General features: G+C 67.5%; 17 protein-coding genes and 1 pseudogene. 8 read left to right on the top strand and 10 right to left on the bottom strand.

All coding sequences use genetic code 11. The features are described 5' to 3' along the window. The first annotated feature begins 102 nt into the window (after positions 1 to 102). From AC5Y4S_RS21670 to AC5Y4S_RS21695, 6 genes are all read left to right on the top strand, one after another. Entirely contained in the window at positions 103 to 1,089 is a 987-nt protein-coding gene (locus AC5Y4S_RS21670; protein ID WP_500034702.1) for an LLM class F420-dependent oxidoreductase, read from the top strand. Between the two features lie 179 nt (positions 1,090 to 1,268). Next, complete coding sequence (locus AC5Y4S_RS21675; protein WP_500034703.1) at positions 1,269 to 2,213, top strand: SRPBCC family protein; 945 nt, start codon at positions 1,269 to 1,271, stop codon at positions 2,211 to 2,213. Next, complete coding sequence (locus AC5Y4S_RS21680; protein WP_500034704.1) at positions 2,210 to 3,379, top strand: zinc-dependent alcohol dehydrogenase; 1,170 nt, start codon at positions 2,210 to 2,212, stop codon at positions 3,377 to 3,379. Before AC5Y4S_RS21675 ends, AC5Y4S_RS21680 begins: the two co-directional genes overlap by 4 nt. A 13-nt stretch (positions 3,380 to 3,392) precedes the next feature. Further along, positions 3,393 to 3,947: a type 1 glutamine amidotransferase domain-containing protein gene (locus AC5Y4S_RS21685; RefSeq protein ID WP_500034705.1), complete on the top strand. Its 555-nt coding sequence runs from the start codon at positions 3,393 to 3,395 to the stop codon at positions 3,945 to 3,947. A 96-nt stretch (positions 3,948 to 4,043) separates the two neighbouring features. Then, the gene (locus AC5Y4S_RS21690) at positions 4,044 to 4,733 is read left to right on the top strand and encodes a HemK2/MTQ2 family protein methyltransferase (RefSeq protein ID WP_500034706.1); all 690 of its coding nucleotides are present in this window, start codon (positions 4,044 to 4,046) and stop codon (positions 4,731 to 4,733) included. Next, complete coding sequence (locus tag AC5Y4S_RS21695; protein ID WP_500034707.1) at positions 4,730 to 4,930, top strand: CDGSH iron-sulfur domain-containing protein; 201 nt, start codon at positions 4,730 to 4,732, stop codon at positions 4,928 to 4,930. The genes AC5Y4S_RS21690 and AC5Y4S_RS21695 overlap by 4 nt, the downstream gene beginning before the upstream one ends. Here AC5Y4S_RS21695 and AC5Y4S_RS21700 read toward each other — a convergent pair. The 6 genes from AC5Y4S_RS21700 to AC5Y4S_RS21725 are packed head-to-tail and all read right to left on the bottom strand — an operon-like array spanning position 4,927 to position 10,527. After that, on the bottom strand, positions 4,927 to 5,946 hold the full coding sequence (locus AC5Y4S_RS21700) for an iron-containing redox enzyme family protein (RefSeq protein WP_500034708.1): 1,020 nt from the start codon (positions 5,944 to 5,946) through the stop codon (positions 4,927 to 4,929). The genes AC5Y4S_RS21695 and AC5Y4S_RS21700 overlap by 4 nt on opposite strands. Before the next feature lie 43 nt (positions 5,947 to 5,989). Beyond that, positions 5,990 to 8,206 carry a SpoIIE family protein phosphatase gene (locus AC5Y4S_RS21705; RefSeq protein ID WP_500034709.1) on the bottom strand — a complete coding sequence of 739 codons (2,217 nt, stop codon included), beginning with the start codon at positions 8,204 to 8,206 and terminating at the stop codon, positions 5,990 to 5,992. Next, on the bottom strand, positions 8,203 to 8,775 hold the full coding sequence (locus tag AC5Y4S_RS21710) for a SpoIIE family protein phosphatase (RefSeq protein ID WP_500034993.1): 573 nt from the start codon (positions 8,773 to 8,775) through the stop codon (positions 8,203 to 8,205). The genes AC5Y4S_RS21705 and AC5Y4S_RS21710 overlap by 4 nt, the downstream gene beginning before the upstream one ends. Positions 8,776 to 8,821: 46 nt before the next feature. Continuing rightward, on the bottom strand, positions 8,822 to 9,232 hold the full coding sequence (locus AC5Y4S_RS21715; protein ID WP_500034994.1) for an anti-sigma regulatory factor: 411 nt from the start codon (positions 9,230 to 9,232) through the stop codon (positions 8,822 to 8,824). After that, positions 9,222 to 9,611, bottom strand: coding sequence for an STAS domain-containing protein (locus tag AC5Y4S_RS21720; RefSeq protein WP_067157499.1), 390 nt, complete (start codon positions 9,609 to 9,611; stop codon positions 9,222 to 9,224). The genes AC5Y4S_RS21715 and AC5Y4S_RS21720 overlap by 11 nt, the downstream gene beginning before the upstream one ends. Before the next feature lie 22 nt (positions 9,612 to 9,633). Then, complete coding sequence (locus AC5Y4S_RS21725; RefSeq protein ID WP_068101831.1) at positions 9,634 to 10,527, bottom strand: STAS domain-containing protein; 894 nt, start codon at positions 10,525 to 10,527, stop codon at positions 9,634 to 9,636. Positions 10,528 to 10,683: 156 nt separating this feature from the next. On the opposite strand from AC5Y4S_RS21725, the gene AC5Y4S_RS21730 reads away from it, so the two are divergent. Further along, positions 10,684 to 11,052 (top strand): STAS domain-containing protein, encoded by a 369-nt coding sequence (locus tag AC5Y4S_RS21730; protein WP_500034710.1) that lies wholly within the window; start codon positions 10,684 to 10,686, stop codon positions 11,050 to 11,052. Positions 11,053 to 11,067: 15 nt separating this feature from the next. Here the strand turns inward: AC5Y4S_RS21730 and AC5Y4S_RS21735 are convergent, their stop codons facing one another. The 3 genes from AC5Y4S_RS21735 to AC5Y4S_RS21745 are packed head-to-tail and all read right to left on the bottom strand — an operon-like array spanning position 11,068 to position 13,946. Further along, positions 11,068 to 12,072 (bottom strand): hypothetical protein, encoded by a 1,005-nt coding sequence (locus AC5Y4S_RS21735; protein WP_500034711.1) that lies wholly within the window; start codon positions 12,070 to 12,072, stop codon positions 11,068 to 11,070. Beyond that, complete coding sequence (locus AC5Y4S_RS21740) at positions 12,069 to 13,385, bottom strand: Dyp-type peroxidase (protein WP_500034712.1); 1,317 nt, start codon at positions 13,383 to 13,385, stop codon at positions 12,069 to 12,071. The genes AC5Y4S_RS21735 and AC5Y4S_RS21740 overlap by 4 nt, the downstream gene beginning before the upstream one ends. Further along, positions 13,386 to 13,946 carry a hypothetical protein gene (locus AC5Y4S_RS21745; RefSeq protein ID WP_500034713.1) on the bottom strand — a complete coding sequence of 187 codons (561 nt, stop codon included), beginning with the start codon at positions 13,944 to 13,946 and terminating at the stop codon, positions 13,386 to 13,388. It abuts the gene before it with no gap. Between the two features lie 106 nt (positions 13,947 to 14,052). On the opposite strand from AC5Y4S_RS21745, the gene AC5Y4S_RS21750 reads away from it, so the two are divergent. Next, a complete protein-coding gene (locus tag AC5Y4S_RS21750) occupies positions 14,053 to 14,559 on the top strand; it encodes a DUF6328 family protein (RefSeq protein WP_500034714.1) in 507 nt (168 codons plus the stop codon). Here the strand turns inward: AC5Y4S_RS21750 and AC5Y4S_RS21755 are convergent. Next, positions 14,527 to 15,220, bottom strand: a pseudogene (locus AC5Y4S_RS21755) (HAD family hydrolase). The gene AC5Y4S_RS21750 and the pseudogene AC5Y4S_RS21755 overlap by 33 nt on opposite strands. Between the last annotated feature and the right edge of the window lie 75 nt (positions 15,221 to 15,295).

Genomic DNA, 15,295 nt, shown 5'->3' on the forward strand with positions numbered 1-15,295 from the left:
GAACCGAGCCAGGCTGCGAGTTTCGGCACCGGTTTTCGCAGTGTGGTTGGGCTCGCGAACGTAAGGCGTTACGTCCGCGAACGCGTGGGTATCCAGTCGGCTATGACGAATTTTGGCTACACTTTGATGACCGAGCAGAGTGGACCCAAAGACCTTGTGCGGCATGCAGTTTCAGCCGAAGATCGCGGGTTCGACTTCGAGGTGTGCAGTGACCATTTCTCGCCCTGGCTGGTGTCGCAGGGGCACGCGCCGAACGCCTGGGCGGTACTGGGCGCGGTGGCGCACGCCACCGAACGGGTGGACCTGTACACCTACGTGACCTGCCCGACGATGCGGTATCACCCCGCGATCGTCGCGCAGCAGGCCGCCACCGTGCAGATCCTGTCCGACGGCCGGTTCACCCTCGGCCTGGGCAGCGGCGAGAACCTCAACGAACACGTCGTCGGCAGGGGCTGGCCCACCGTCGAGCGTCGGCAGGACATGCTGCGCGAAGCCATCAAGATCATCCGGGAGCTGTTCGGCGGCGAGCTGGTGAACTGGCGCGGCGAGTACTTCCAGGTGGACTCGGCGCGGCTGTGGGACGTGCCGGACGTCCCGATCGGCATCGGGGTCGCGATGTCCGGGGCGAAGGGCGTCGAGAGGTTCGCCAGGCTGGCCGAACACCTGATAGCCGTGGAGCCCGACGCGGACCTCGTCCGCGAGTGGCACGCCGCGCGCCAGGCCGCCAACCTCGCCGGCGGCGGGCGGGTGGTCGGCCAGATCCCGGTGTCGTGGGATCCCGACCGGGATGCCGCCATCCAGCGCGCGCACGACCAGTTCCGCTGGTTCGGCGGGGGCTGGAAGGTCAACGCCGACCTGCCGACTCCGGCCGGTTTCGCCGGCGCCACCCAGTTCGTGCGGCCCGAAGACGTCGCCGAGTCGATCCCCTGCGGCCCCGACCTGGACGCGATCGTCGAGGCGGTCCGACCCTACTGGGAGGCCGGGTTCACCGACATCGCGCTGGTCCAGATCGGCGGCGAGACGCAGGACCTCTTCCTCAAAGAGGCCGCCCAGCCTTTGCTCGACGCGCTGCGCGACGCGGCCGGTTGATCACAAGTTTGGGCCGTTTCTACCCGGGTATCCGACAGCCAACGTGGGCTTCGGGCGACCACCGGGCAGTTTGACGCATCAACAGGGGCTTAGGGCCGGGGCGGGCGGGAGGCCCGCAAATCTGCTGTGCAGCAGCCATTTTGCGCGCGATTGCGCCCAGCCCGACAAGGGAGTCGACAATGAACGATCGATCCGGCAACACCACGGCGCCGCTGGTAAAGGCGCTCGCCGGCACCAGCTTCGGCCTGGGTCTGGCCGAGCTGGTGGCGCCCCAAAAGGTTGCTGCGATCGCCGGCGTGGACGACACGCGGCTGTCCCGCCGGGTCATCCGCGCGCTGGGGGCCCGCGAATGCGGCCACGGCGCCGCGTTGTCGGTCGGCTCGGACCGGCTGGTCTGGACGCGGGTGGCCGGTGATGTCCTGGATGTGGCGTTGCTGCTGGCCGGGGTGGCCGCGCGGGGCCGCGGGCGCCGGCGCCGGGGCGCGATTTCGGCGGCCGTCCTCGGTGGCGTCGGCGCGGTCGACCTCTACGCCGCGCTGCGCGCCACCCGCGACGGCGGCGCCCGCCACGCCAACGGCGCGCGCAACCGAACCGTGCGCGCCGCGGTCACGGTCCGGCGCCCACCCGAGGACGTGTACCGCTTCTGGCGCGACCTGGAGAACCTGCCCAGCTTCATGCACCACCTGCAATCGGTCACCGCCGGCGACGACGGCAGATCACACTGGGTGGCCAGCGCCCCGGTCGGGCAGCCGGTGCAATGGGATGCGCAGATCACCGAGGATCGACCCGGCGAGCGGATCGCGTGGCAGTCGCTGCCCGGTTCGGGGATCCAAAACGGCGGCAGCGTCGAGTTCACGCCCGCCACCAACGGCGACGGGACCGAGGTCCGGGTCCGGATCGGCTACCAGATGCCGGGCGGTGCCGTCGGCAAGGCCGCCGCCACCCTGCTCGGCGAATCGCCCGACCAGCAGGTCAACGACGACCTGCGGCGGTTCAAGCAAATCCTGGAGACGGGCCAGGTGCTGCGCTCGGACGGCTCGCCGGAAGGCACCGCCGCGGCCCGGCAGCTGCATCAGCAGCCCGCCCAGCCGAACGGTCACAACGGAAAAGGAGCCACCGCATGAAGGCCACGATCTGGGCAGGACGCAACAGCGTTGAGGTGAAATCGGTTCCGGACCCGACGATTCTCAACGAGCGCGACGCCATCGTGCGCGTCACCTCGACGGCGATCTGCGGTTCGGACCTGCACCTCTACGACGGCTACATCCCGACCGTCAAGCACGGGGACGTGCTGGGCCACGAGTTCATGGGCGAGGTCGTCGAGGTCGGCAAGGCGGTGCCCAACCTCGCCGTCGGCGACCGGGTGGTGGTGCCGTTCCCGATCGCGTGCGGGGCATGCTCGGCCTGCGAACGCGACCTGTATTCGCTGTGCGAGAACTCGAACCCGAACGCGGGCATCGCCGAGAAGTTCATGGGTCATTCCCCGGCGGGGCTCTTCGGGTATTCGCACATGCTCGGTGGATTCGCCGGCGGCCAAGCGGAATACGCCCGCGTGCCGTTCGCCGACGTGGGGCCGCTCAAGGTTGAGGACGACCTCACCGACGATCAAGTGTTGTTCTTGTCGGACATCTTGCCGACGGGCTACATGGGCGCCGAGATGTGCGACATCCAACCCGGCCAGGTCGTGGCGGTGTGGGGCGCCGGTCCGGTGGGGCTGTTCGCGATCATGAGCGCGTTCCTGCTGGGCGCATCGAAGGTCATCGCTATTGACCGGGTGCCCTATCGGCTCGAGCTGGCCGAAAAGATCGGCGCGACAACGCTCAACTTCGACGAAACGCCGGTTCTCGAGGGGCTTCAGGACATCACCGCCGGGCGGGGCCCGGATCACTGTGTCGATGCGGTCGGAATGGAGGCGCGCAACGGGTCCACTCCGGTGGACGCCTACGATCGGGTAAAGCAGGCGATGCGGCTGGAAACCGAACGCCCGCATGCACTTCGGGAAGCAGCGATGAGTTGCCGCAACGGCGGCACCATTTCGATCGTCGGGGTTTACGGCGGCCTGATGGACAAGTTTCCCATCGGGGCGATCATGAACCGGTCGCTGACCATCAAGACGGGCCAATGCCACGTGCAGCGCTATATGCGGCCCCTCCTGGAACGGATCCGGAGCGGCGACATCGACCCGACCGTCATCATCACCCACCATCTCGGGCTCGATCAGGCGCCGCACGGCTACGAGATCTTCAAACACAAGCAGGACGGCTGCACAAAAGTCGTCCTCCATCCGTGAAGGAGGTATCGCGATGTCAAATGAGTTGCAAGGGACAAAGGTTGCCATCCTGGCGGCGGACGGCGTAGAGAAGGTGGAACTGGAGCAGCCACGCGCGGCCCTGGAGGAAGCCGGCGCCGAGGTCGAGGTGCTGTCGTTGAAGCCGGGCGAAATCCAGGCTCGCGACCACGATCTCGAGCCCGCGGGTACCTTCCCCGTCGACCGCGCGGTGTCGGACGCGTCGGTGAGCGACTTCGGCGGCCTGGTACTCCCGGGCGGCACGGTGAACCCGGACAAGTTGCGTCTGGACGAGGCCGCGGTCAAGTTCGTCCGCGACTTCGTCGTTTCCGGCAAGCCGGTCGCCGCAATCTGCCACGGACCGTGGACGTTGGTGGAGGCCGGCGTGGCCGTCGGGCGCACGCTGACCTCCTATCCCAGCATCCGCACCGACCTGCGTAACGCCGGCGCCCACGTGGTGGACGAAGAGGTGGTGGTTGACGGCAACCTGATCACCAGCCGCTCACCATCGGACCTGCCGGCGTTTTGCGAGACCATCGTCAAGCAATTCGCCCACGGCAGTGCGGGATAGCCACCGCACCGTTTTAACCCGCAAGTTTGCGGGCATTACACAGGTCAGGCCGTGATCGCCACGGCGATCTCTGTCAGGCTGAGCGAAAGGCCTACGTTGACAACAACCTATCCCGAGCCCGCGATCTCGGTTGCGCACAATGTGTATCGGCCCCAAGAGGATTCCCGATTGCTGGTCGACGCAATGCACCACACCGCCCTCATTCCGGGGCGACGGGTCCTCGACCTTTGTACGGGTAGCGGATTCGTCGCGATCGCCGCGGCCGAGATGGGCTGTGCCAGCGTGACCGCCTGCGACACCTGCCCCCACGCCGTGCGTTGTTCGCGCGGTAACGCCGCCCTGGCCGGCGTGGAGGTGGACGTCCGCCTGGGATCGTGGACCGAAGCCGTCGACTGGGCGCCGTTCGACGTGGTGGTGGCGAATCCCCCTTATGTTCCGGCCCCGCCCCCCGGCGTCGCCGAGCCCGGCGGCGCGATTGCCGGACCCGCGTGGGCCTGGGACGCGGGTCCCGACGGGCGTCTGGTTCTGGATCCGCTGTGCGAGTCGGCGCCAAAGTTGTTGTGCGACGGCGGATCCCTGCTGCTGGTGCACTCGGCGCTCGCCGGCGTCCAACAATCCCTGGACCGCTTGAAATGGGCCGGCCTGAGGGCCGAAGTCATGGCGTCCAAGTGGATTCCGTTCGGGCCCGTCATGTCGGCCCGGGCCAATTGGCTGGAGGAGACCGGGCTGATCCCGCGCGGGCGCCGGGAAGAGGAACTCGTGGTGATCCGGGCGGACAAGCCATGAGCACCACGCGGGTACAGGTGGTGGCCGGAGGACCCGTACTGGTATCCGGGCCGGTACGGGTGGAGACTCCCGGCGGCGACGTCGTCGAGTCCGACCGATTCATGGTGGCGATCTGCACCTGCCGGCGCAGCGACGATTATCCGTTGTGCGACACCAGCCATCGCCGCTGCCGCGGCGTCAAGAAGCAGACGAATTAGTCCAGGGTCCTGCGCAACGACGTCTGGCCCTGCTTCCACGCCCCGATGAGCTTGTCCGCCAAGCGGTTTTCCACCGCCGCGTGCGCACGGATCCCGAAGACGACATCGGAGTCGAGGTGCGGTTCCCGCGCCACGAGGTCGCCGACGACGTCGATACGTACCACCTGTTCGTGCACCGCGTCGGCCTCGACGTGCTCGCTGTAGAAGCCGACGCAGGCCGGCGGCGCATCCATCCTCTGCAAGGCCTGCACCATTCGCCGCGATCCCGGCGGCGAGGTGATCTCCGTCGACGCGAAATGCCCGATCGCGGCGCCCCGCAGCCGACGGTGCAACCCGAACAGCGACATGAGATTCACCACGGCCAGTGCCTCGGCTGGGACGGCGTCGAGGTAGCCCAGATAGGTCGCGTCCAGACCGGCCGCCGTCAACAGGTCCGCGAAGAGTTGCTGGTGCAGGCGCGGGCCCTGGCCTGCGCCGTACTCGTCGAACTCGACGGCGACGAACGCGGCCTTGGCGGTGCCCATCAACCGCGGGATCGCCCACGCGTGCGGGTCGCCCTCTTTGAGGTGATACAGCGACCGGTGCACGAAGTATTCGCGCATCTGCTGCCAGGTTCCCGAGTCGCGCAGGAAATACGACGGCCCGTCACCATCGGCGGGCTCGATGGAAATCGCCTCCATCTCGGCTTGCGCCGTTTGGCCGGGGTCGATGGGACCGACATCGCGTCGCACCCCCGCCAGGAACACGCGTTCCAGTTCCCCGCGCAACCGCAGCAGCGCGGGATTCCACTCCCAGGCGGGGTCGACGCCCGCGAAACCGCGGTAGTGCAGCTCGTAGCACATGCACAAGGCGAGCTGAAGATCCAGGCCGAAGGGGTCGGAGTCCCGCACGGACGCGCCGATGCGGGTGAGGTTGTCGTGTGCGGGGGTTCCGGCCAGCGCGCGGTGGACGGCCGTCGACAGCGGTCCATGCGCCGCCGGCAGGGCAGGCTCGACCGTGATTGATGCGCGAGTCACGCCGATGACTACCCGAGAATCGGGCCAGGCAAACGGAGGCCCCTCACCCCGGGGATTCCGGAATTCGGAAGGTGTTCTCGATGGTTGTGCCGTCCGGGCTGTTGCGCACTTGCATCGTGTCGCTGAGCGCCCGCATCAACACCAGACCGCGCCCGCTGTTGCCCGGGTCGGCGGCCGGCGTCTTCCACGAACCGTCGTCGGTCACCCGCGTCCCGATTCGGCCATCGGTCAATTCCGCTTCGAGCAGCATCGTCCCGACCCGGTGTCCGCGGTAGGCGTGCTCGACGCAGTTGGTGCACGCCTCGTTGACGACCAGCACGATGTCGGCGGCCAGCGCGTTCGGAACCTCGGCGGCGCGCAGCCACGCGGCCAGCCGGTGCCGGACGTCGACCAATTGTTCGGCGACGGCCGCGCTTTCGATGCGCAGTCGCGTCGGCCGATGCCGGTATATCACCATGGCGACGTCGTCGTCATACCCCGATGCCGGGGCCAGCGCGCGGACCACGGTCTGTGGGACGGCCTCCAGAGGCAGCTTCGTCGTCTCGAGCAAAACGTCTGCGGCGCGGGCGATTCCGATGTCGATCGACTCGTGTTTGCGCTCGACCAGGCCGTCCGTATACAGCATCAGTGTCGAGCCCGCCGGCAGCACCCGGGATGCTTGCGGCCGCGGCTCCTCCCGGCGCACCGCGAGCGGCACCGAGGCGGCGTCAGTCACCACCGTTGTGGTCGCGGGCCGCGGGCCGGCGACCATCGCGGGCATGTGGCCGGCGTTGCTGTATTCCAGGACGCCGGTCTCGGTGTCCAGGATCGCGAGAAAGACCGTGGTGCAGTAGGCATTCGGGATGAGCGACGCCGCCAGGTCGAGCTGTTCGAGCACGAGCGCCGGCTGGGCGCCGTTGATCAACAGCGCGCGCGCCGAACTGCGTAGCTGGCCCATCACCGCGGCCGCCGGCAGGCCGCGGCCAACGCAGTCGCCGACGACGATGCCGATGCGGTTGCCGCCGATCGGCAGCACGTCATACCAGTCGCCCCCGATTTCCAAGGGCAGAACGGCCGGCTCATAGCACACGGCGAAGCCGGCGGGCAGCTGCACCGCGGGCAGCATGGCGCGTTGCAGGGTCAGCGAGGTTTCGCGCGCGCTCTCGAACTGGCGCACGTGCTGCATGGCCAGGCTCAGGTGGCCGACGAGCACCGTGACCAGCAGCCGGTCCTCGGCGCTGATCCAACGGGGTGTGAGCAGCTCCAGCCAGAGCGCGAGGTCTCCCGTGTTGGACAGCACCGCCACTAATCCCTGTGCCTTGCCGGGATTCTCGGGCCTGTCCACCGTCTTCGCCGTCAGCGGCAGCTGGTGGCGTGCGTCCTGGAACGTGTCGCGCAGCCAGGGATCCAGTTCGCGCCAGGAGGATTCGGCGGGTTCGCCCGCCACCTGAACGGTCGGTTCGCCCCCGCCTGCGGGCCACGAGACGGCGATCACCCGCTTGACGTCGATCGCCGTGCGGCATTCGTCGAGGGTGATCGACAGCAGCTCTGACACGCTCTTGGCCACGGCCACCGCTGTCGCGAGCCGCAGCACGGCGCTCTCGCGGGCGGCGAACGCGCGCTCCGCGGTGATGTCCCGGATTGTGCCCACGTAGACGTCCCGGTCGCTGCCGGCCTCCTTGACCGCGTTGATGCTGACCATCACCCACGCGAGATGTCCGTCCCGATGCCGAATCGGGGTTTCGTACGCGGCGCTGCCGTTGCTGCGGACCAGGGACTGCTGCTCACGCGCGGTCTTCCTGTCGACCAGCCACGGGTGCGGCCACCGATATGGGAGCCCGTCGGCGGGATAACCGAGGATCTCGATGAAGGCGTTGTTCACTTCCACCACGGAGCCCTCGTGGTCGGCGACGAAAAAGCCCTCCTGCAGCGAATTCACCAGCGCCGTACGGAATTTGTCGCGATCGGCCAACCCCTCGGCCCGGGCCCGCTCTTGCGCGAAGCGCCTGGTGCCGTCGAGGAATCCGCGGGTCGCGACGTCCAGGGGGGCCAGGGTCTGCAACAGGAATTCCAGGGCGATGGGCGCCTCGACTTGATAGTCCTGACAGGTGTCGAGAACCAGCCGAACGTGGTGCTCGATGATTTCGAGCACGCTGATGTCTTCCTCGAGGGCGCGGCGGCCGAGCTCGTGGCCGACGGTCAGGACGTCCTCGTCGCGCGACTCCAGGTAGGCGCGCAGGGCGGCGCGGTACTGCGCGTGGAAGTCGTGGTTGCCGTTCATGTCGATGCTCCCCGGTGCCGCGCGGCCAGCACCATGGCATCGTCGGTTTCCTTGGCGTGCTTGGCCAGGAGTCCTTCGGCGATGACGACGGCGGAAGCCGCGAAGTCGATGTGCTCCAAGTAATCCTCGGCGATGCCGTCGGTCGTCATCACGAGCAGGTCACCGGGGCGGATCGAAACCACCTGGGCGGGCCTGATTTCAGGCATTCGGTAGCCGACGATTCCCCCGGTGAGGCGCGCGCTGGATCGGATCTGGATGCCGGTCGGGGCCTTGGCCACCAGCTCCGCGGTGACGTTGCCCACCCCCGTCCACGACAGCGTGCCGGCCGCAAAATCCACCCGGGCCAGGGTCATCGCGACTCCTCGGGTGCCGTCCAACACGCGGTGGCAGAGCTGCATCAAAACCTCGAGGCGCTCGGAACTCGAGCGCTTGACCACGTCGACGGCGCGCAGCGCGGCCGACGCGGCGTCCGGGCCATGGCCGAGGCCGTCCACCACGCCGAACAGCGCGCCGGCACCGTCGAGGTCGACCGCGATACCGCGGTCGCCGGAGGTGAACTCGCTGGGCATCGGGCGGCCCGCCCTCGCCCACTCGATCGGCCCGAAGCGCCCATTCTCATGCACGGCCGGGGACCCACTTCCACATCTCGATCACCGTTCCACGGCCGAGCGTCGAGTCCACGACCAAGCGGTCCATCAGGCGGCGGGCGCCGGGCAGACCCATCCCCAGTCCGCGACCGGTCGAGTAGCCGTCCTCCATCGCGCGCTCGATGTCGGCGATGCCCGGCCCGTCGTCCTCCGCGCGCACCACCAGGGCCGTGCGCCCGTCCCGTTCGGCCACGGCGATCCGGACGGCCCCGCGCCCCGCGTAGCTGGTGATGTTGCGGGCTATTTCGGAGATCGCCGTGGCGATCATGGTCACGTCGGTCAGCGAGAAGCCGAGATCGAGAGCGAGCTGGTGTCCGGCCTTGCGGGCGGCGACGATGTCGTCGGAGTTGCGGATGTCGACGACGATGTCACCCGCCACCATCGCGCCCGATCGTCGATTTCCCCACTCCGCCTTGGCGATTCAGCAGCGCGAGGCCCTCTTCGAGATCCAGTGCGGTGTTCATGTCGTCGAACTGCAGGCCCAATTGCACCATCGCGAAGGCCACTTCCGGTTGCAGACCCACGATCACCGTGTCCGCGCCGCGCAGCCGGGTCATGTGAGCGATGGTTCGCAGCGAGCGCGCGGCGAACGAGTCCATCACGTCGATGGCGGTGACGTCGACGATGATTCCCTGCGCGCGAAACCGGCTGACCCTTTCCATCAGGTCGAAGCGAAGGCGTTCGGCGTCGGAGTCGGTGAGCGCCGACTGCACCGAGGCGATCAGAATCGCGCCCTGTTTCAGGATCGGTACTGGCATGGGGGGCTCGTGCTAATGGCTGCTATCCGGTCTGCTCGCCGGTACGCGTGACTTCGTAACCGAGCAGCCGTTCGGCTTCTTCGATGCCACCCTGCAGGTCGCCGACGGCGTTCATCTTGGACAGGTCCAGCCCGATGGTGACCAGCGTCAGCGCGATTTCCGACGACAGGCCCGTGATGATCACGCTGGCGCCCATCAACCCCGACGCGTCGACCGTCTGCACCAGGTGGTTCGCCACCGTGGAGTCGATGGTGGGCACACCGGTGATGTCGATGACGACGACTTTCGCGCGGTTCGCGCGGATCGCCCGCAGCAGCTGTTCGGTGACCTGGCGGGCGCGCTGGCTGTCCAGTACGCCGATGATCGGCAGAATCAGCAGCTGCTCGCGCACCTGCAGCACCGGCGTCGACAGCTCGCGGATGGCCTCCTGCTGTTGGCGGATGATGCGCTCGCGTTCCTGCACGAATGACACGGCCACCGTGTTGGCGATGCGGTTGGCCGCCGGCTCGTATGCGTCGAGGACGCGGTTGAGCATCTCGAAGTCGGTCTGATACTTCTCGAACAGCGACCGCGCCAGCACGTCGCGGAGCAGCAGCACGATGCCGACGACCTCGTCGGTTTCCACGCCTCGGGGGATGATGCGTTCCGACAGGTCGCGCGCGTAGTCCTGCAGCGCCTCGACGCTACCGGTCTCGAGCACCTCGACGTAGCTGTCGTACACCGTCGTCGCCTCGGAGAAGATCTCCTCCGGGGTCATCGCGGTGAGCAGCTCGGCCTCGGTGATCCTGCGGGCCCACTCCTCGCGCAGGACGGTGCGGTTCTGGCGCAGGTGTTGGACCAGTTGGGGCAGTAGGCCCTCGCTGACCGTCTGCGCGGCGGTGCTGGTGGTCCCCAAATCCAACGGCGAATCTGACATCTGGCCTCCCATGTGCCGCGTCGCGCTCCGCAGTATGCCTATGGGGGAGACTAGCCTGGACAATCCCGCCCCAACTGTCGAGGGCATATTCTTCTCGCAGTTCGCATGGCAGGCTAGGCTTGCACCACACTCAAGGCCCGGGACAAAGGATCGCCATTGTCAGCTCCTGATTCGATTACCACGCTGGTTACCGACCACGATGGTGTGTCCGTGGTCAGCGTCAGCGGCGAAATCGATCTGGTCACCGCCCCGGCGCTCGAGCAGGCCATCAGCGCCGTGATCGCTGACGGCCCGACGGCACTGGTCATCGACCTTTCCGCGGTGGAGTTCCTCGGCTCGGTGGGTTTGAAGATCCTGGCCGCGACCTACGAAAAACTGGGCAAATCCATCGACTTCGGTGTCGTCGCGCGCGGGCCGGCGACCAGGCGGCCGATCCACCTCACCGGCCTGGACAAGACCTTCCCGCTGTACCCGACGCTGGACGACGCCTTGACAGCCGTCCGGGACGGCAACAGCACCCGCTGACGCGCCTTCGGGGCCCTATCGCATCAGCGAGAAGTTTTGCCAGAAGTTCGCCAGGCTCTCGGTGCCGCCGAAGAGCGTCGTGAAGTTGGTGGAGTCGACCAACACGATGTCGCCGGCCCGGCCCCCGTCGGGCGGCATCCAGATCAGGGCATTGAATTCGGTGTTGCCGGCCTCGGTGAAGGGATGTGGCCGCGTGGGGTCGATTCGTTGGCGCCCCAGCACGCGCAGGGCGGCACTTTCGGGCGCCGTCAATTCGTAGTGCGGCAGGTGGGGATGGAAGTTGAAGGTGGTGACTCGGTCCAGCAGCCCGGGCGCGTCGAGGTCGCGGACGCCCGTCAGCGGCGCGATCTGGCCGTCGGTGGCCGCCGGCCGCAGGCCCCACTTGTTGTAGACGGGTACGTCGAGGGCCTTCATCAGGGAGCGGGTGTATTGGCTGAAGCGCTGTTGGCGGGGGACCAGCGGGTCGCCGTGGTGCAGGAACTCCGTCTGGCGCTGTTTCGCGTCGTCGGTGAAGCCGACGTCGTGGTGCGGCGCCAATAGCAGGCAGGTGCCCTCGCGCTGCAGCCAGGCGCGAATCGCCTCGACCTCCTCGGGCCGCGCCTCTTCCTGCCCGAGCACGTGGTCGAGCCCGAAGACCATGAGGGTGTCGGTGTCGGCCAGCACCCGCTCGTCGATCGGTAGGTGATAGCCGGCCTGGTCGATGCGCTGGAATACCGCGACGGGGTGACCGGTCACCTCGCCGGCCAGTTGCTGGAAGTGCAGCGTCGAGCGGTGGAACAGCTCGAGCGTCCCGGCGATGCCCTGCAGGAAGTGCGCCTCGTCCCATTCCGTGGTCTCGTAGTTCGGCCAGGCCACCCGGCGGACCTCGGTCATCGTGGAGAACCGATTGTCCAGTGCGGCGGGATCGCGTTGGGCCTCCCAGGGGTAACTCCACGTCCAATAGATGCTGATGCGGCGGCGAGCCGGGGTGTGCGCTCGCGATACGTGGTTCTGGTTGTAGGTGCGTGCAGGTGCGCTCACGGTGTCCTCGCAAGGTACTTCAGGCCGTTGATGCCGGGAAGGAAGAAGTAGGCCCCGCCCGTGAGCGTGGTGAAGGCCGGCAGTCCCTTGAGAACTCGCCGGATCGGACGCTTCGGAATCTTGTATTCCAGTGTGCCGTCCTGTGTTCCGCAGATCGGGTCGCGTTCGTTGCCCAGCTCGTGAAAGTTACGATCATTGATCCACACGTTCTGCGCGAACTCGAACTGGCGGACCAGGCTGGCGCAGATGATGAACGCGGCGATGCCCCGGTCCGCGCCGTCGTCGTCGGCGCCCTGCCGAAGCGCCTCGCCGTAGGTGGCGCCGCGGCGGATCATGCGGCGCCGGTTCATGTTGACCGTCGTGTCGCGCGGATTCAGCCGTCGCGCATGGGATCCTAGCGGCACCGCGTACCCGAACGGGTCCATCTCCTTGTAGTTGAAGTCGTTGTTGCGCATGGGGTCCGCGCCGAGTTCGGGGTCGTCGCGCTCGGGCGACAGGACGAGCGGGGCGCCGCTGCGCCACCGTCCCATCAACTTGGCGGCTAGGAGCTCTTGCCCCTCCGGGGTCTGCGCCTGCGACGCCAGGTAATCGCGGAAGAGGCCGACATGCTCGCGCAGGCGCCGGTACGCCATGTAGCTGCCGTTGCGCGACAGTTCCTCGGGCTGCGGCAGTTTCGGGACGACGCCCTCCTCATCCGGGTAGCCGAGGATGAACTCGCCCGGCTTCAACGGCCCGCCGGATCCGGGTGTCGGCTCCTCGCCGCTTCCCTCGATCACCGGTTGCGACAACCGGTCCCGGAACCCGAAATGGTCATGGGCATAGTCGAAGGGTGGCGTCGCATTCAAGTCCAGGAAGGACAGGACGCGCACCCCCGGACACCGCGCGACGAGGTCGGCGTGCACCGCGGTGCAACGCCGGTGCTCGGCGTCGTTGCGCGCGAACAGGATCGCGATCGCGTGCAGGTCGTCACCGGCCAAACCACCCACCCAGTTGCGCGGGTGGTTGGATCCGGTGTCGCCCAAGATGTCGGCGCGCGCCGCCATGCCCTCGCGAAACTCGTCCGGGAAGGTGGCCAGCGAATCGTCGGGAACTCCCAACGCCCGCAGCCCATTCCAGGTGAAAGCGAGCGTAACCCACCGATCGCTGCTGTCCATCGTCCGCCGGACGTCCGCCGCCGACTGGGCCTTGTCCACCAGCTCGCCCAGCCACGCTCGTCCGCCCGCCGGACTGTCGAACGACAAGAATTCGTAGCGTCCCGTCATCGCCGGCGTGCGGGTCACCAGGATGTGCTGGATGTTTTCGAGGTCAAGCATTTACTGCATCTGATCGAGCATGGCGGAGAAGGCGGCCTTCAGGCGCAGCGCCTTTTTGATCTCGTCGGCGGTGACGTAGGGGTACTCGCCGTACTCCAGGAAGCTGGGGAACTGGTGCTCACGTACGAACTTGATGAAGGCGTCCGGGTTGGTCTGCCAATCCTCCGGGAATCCCTCGAGGTTGGTGAAGACGGTGGTGACGCCGGACTGCGAGAACAGCTTTATCGCGTCCTCGGTGTACTTGTCGAAATCGGTGTCGAAGATCCCTTGGTATTGGAAGTGCAGTCCGAAGCCGACGTCGAAAAGGACCCACCGCAGGTAGTGCAGGCGCAGCGGGGCCAACAGATCGGGCTGGGACTCTATCGCCGCCTGGATCGTCTTGCCGTATTCGCGGATCACGTCTTCGCGTCCGGGCTTGACCTTGGCGATGATTGAGAAGCCGTAACAGGCGGGCGTCCGTGGAAAGACGGGGCCGTACCGGCCGCGCTGCAGTTCGAAATATCCCTCCGCGGGGATCGCCATCGCGGCGGGTTTACTCCATTCGTGGTCGATGGTCGGCATCGTGTTCTCCCCGTCGGTCGGACCTGTCGGGTTGATTCTTCACCGCGGCCCGGCCCTTCGGAAGGTCGTTGGCCCGCAAATCAGTTCCGGTGGGATGATCGGTGTTATGGGTGACGACGTCGATCATCCGGAAGATGACCAGCAGTGGGATCGCAGCCAGCGCGGCGAGACCGAAATCGAACGGCTGGACCGCAATTGGAACAGCCTGCTGCAAGAGCTGCGCGTCGTGCAGACGGGCGTCCAGCTGCTCACCGGCTTCCTGTTGACGCTGCCGTTCCAGCAGCGCTTCGACGTTCTCGCCGAACCGATGCGGATCGTGTACCTGGCGACCGTCGGGTGTTCGGTGGGCGCGACGGTGCTACTCGTCGCCCCGGTCGGCATCCACCGGTTGCTGTTCCGGCGGCACCGCCTCCAGGTCCTGGTGTCGGCAGCGCACCGATGCGCCTTCGCCGGGCTCGGGCTGTTGGGCACCGCCCTGACCGGGGTGACGGTCATCGTTTTCGACTCGGTTGCCGGGCGCAGCGCCGGTCTCATAGCGGGAGCTTGTGCGCTGGTGCTGTTTGCGTTCTTTTGGTGGCTCTTACCGCTGTTGCTCCGCACGCGCGGTATGTAGCGCCCCGATCCGGGTGGAGTCCAGATGCTCGAGGAGATCTTGCGGATCCGTGAAAATCGGTGACGCGCCGGCCGACTCCAATTCGGCGCGGGAGATGCCGCCGCTCAAAAGTCCGATGCACGGCAGTCCCGCGGCCGCGGCGGCGTGGGCATCCCACACGGCGTCGCCGACGAACACGGCGTGGTCGGCGTCCACCCCGGCCCGGTCCAGCGCCACCTGCACGATGCCCGGGTCGGGTTTGGCGGTGTCGACATCGCGCGACGACGTCTTCTCGGTGATGACGTCGTCACAATCCAGCGTCTTGAGCAGGGTTTTCAGTTCGTCCTCGGGTGCCGAACTGGCCAGCACTACTTGCAGTCCGAGGGCGGCGACGCGCTGCAGCAGCTCCCGGGCGCCGGGCAAGGGGGCCAGCAGCGGGGTGGCCTCGCGGTAGTAGCGGCTGTGCCCGTTCGCTGAGCCGGTCCTGCACGTCGTCGGGCGCGTCATTGGACAGCGTGCGCACCAGCGTGTCGCCGTCCATGCCGATGCAGCGGTGGATCTGCCAGGCCGCGACCGGCATGCCTTCGGCGTCGAAGGCGCGCTGCCACGCGTAGACGTGCAGATAGTTGGAATCGACGAGGGTTCCGTCCACGTCGAACAGGACGGCGGGGGGTTTGCGCATTCGCGGGGCATACCCGCGGCGGGGCCAGCTGACACGAGCCGTCGTTTGGCCCATGGGGGCGGAGGGTAGACCTCG

Source organism: Mycobacterium sp. NGS64 (assembly GCF_059812245.1).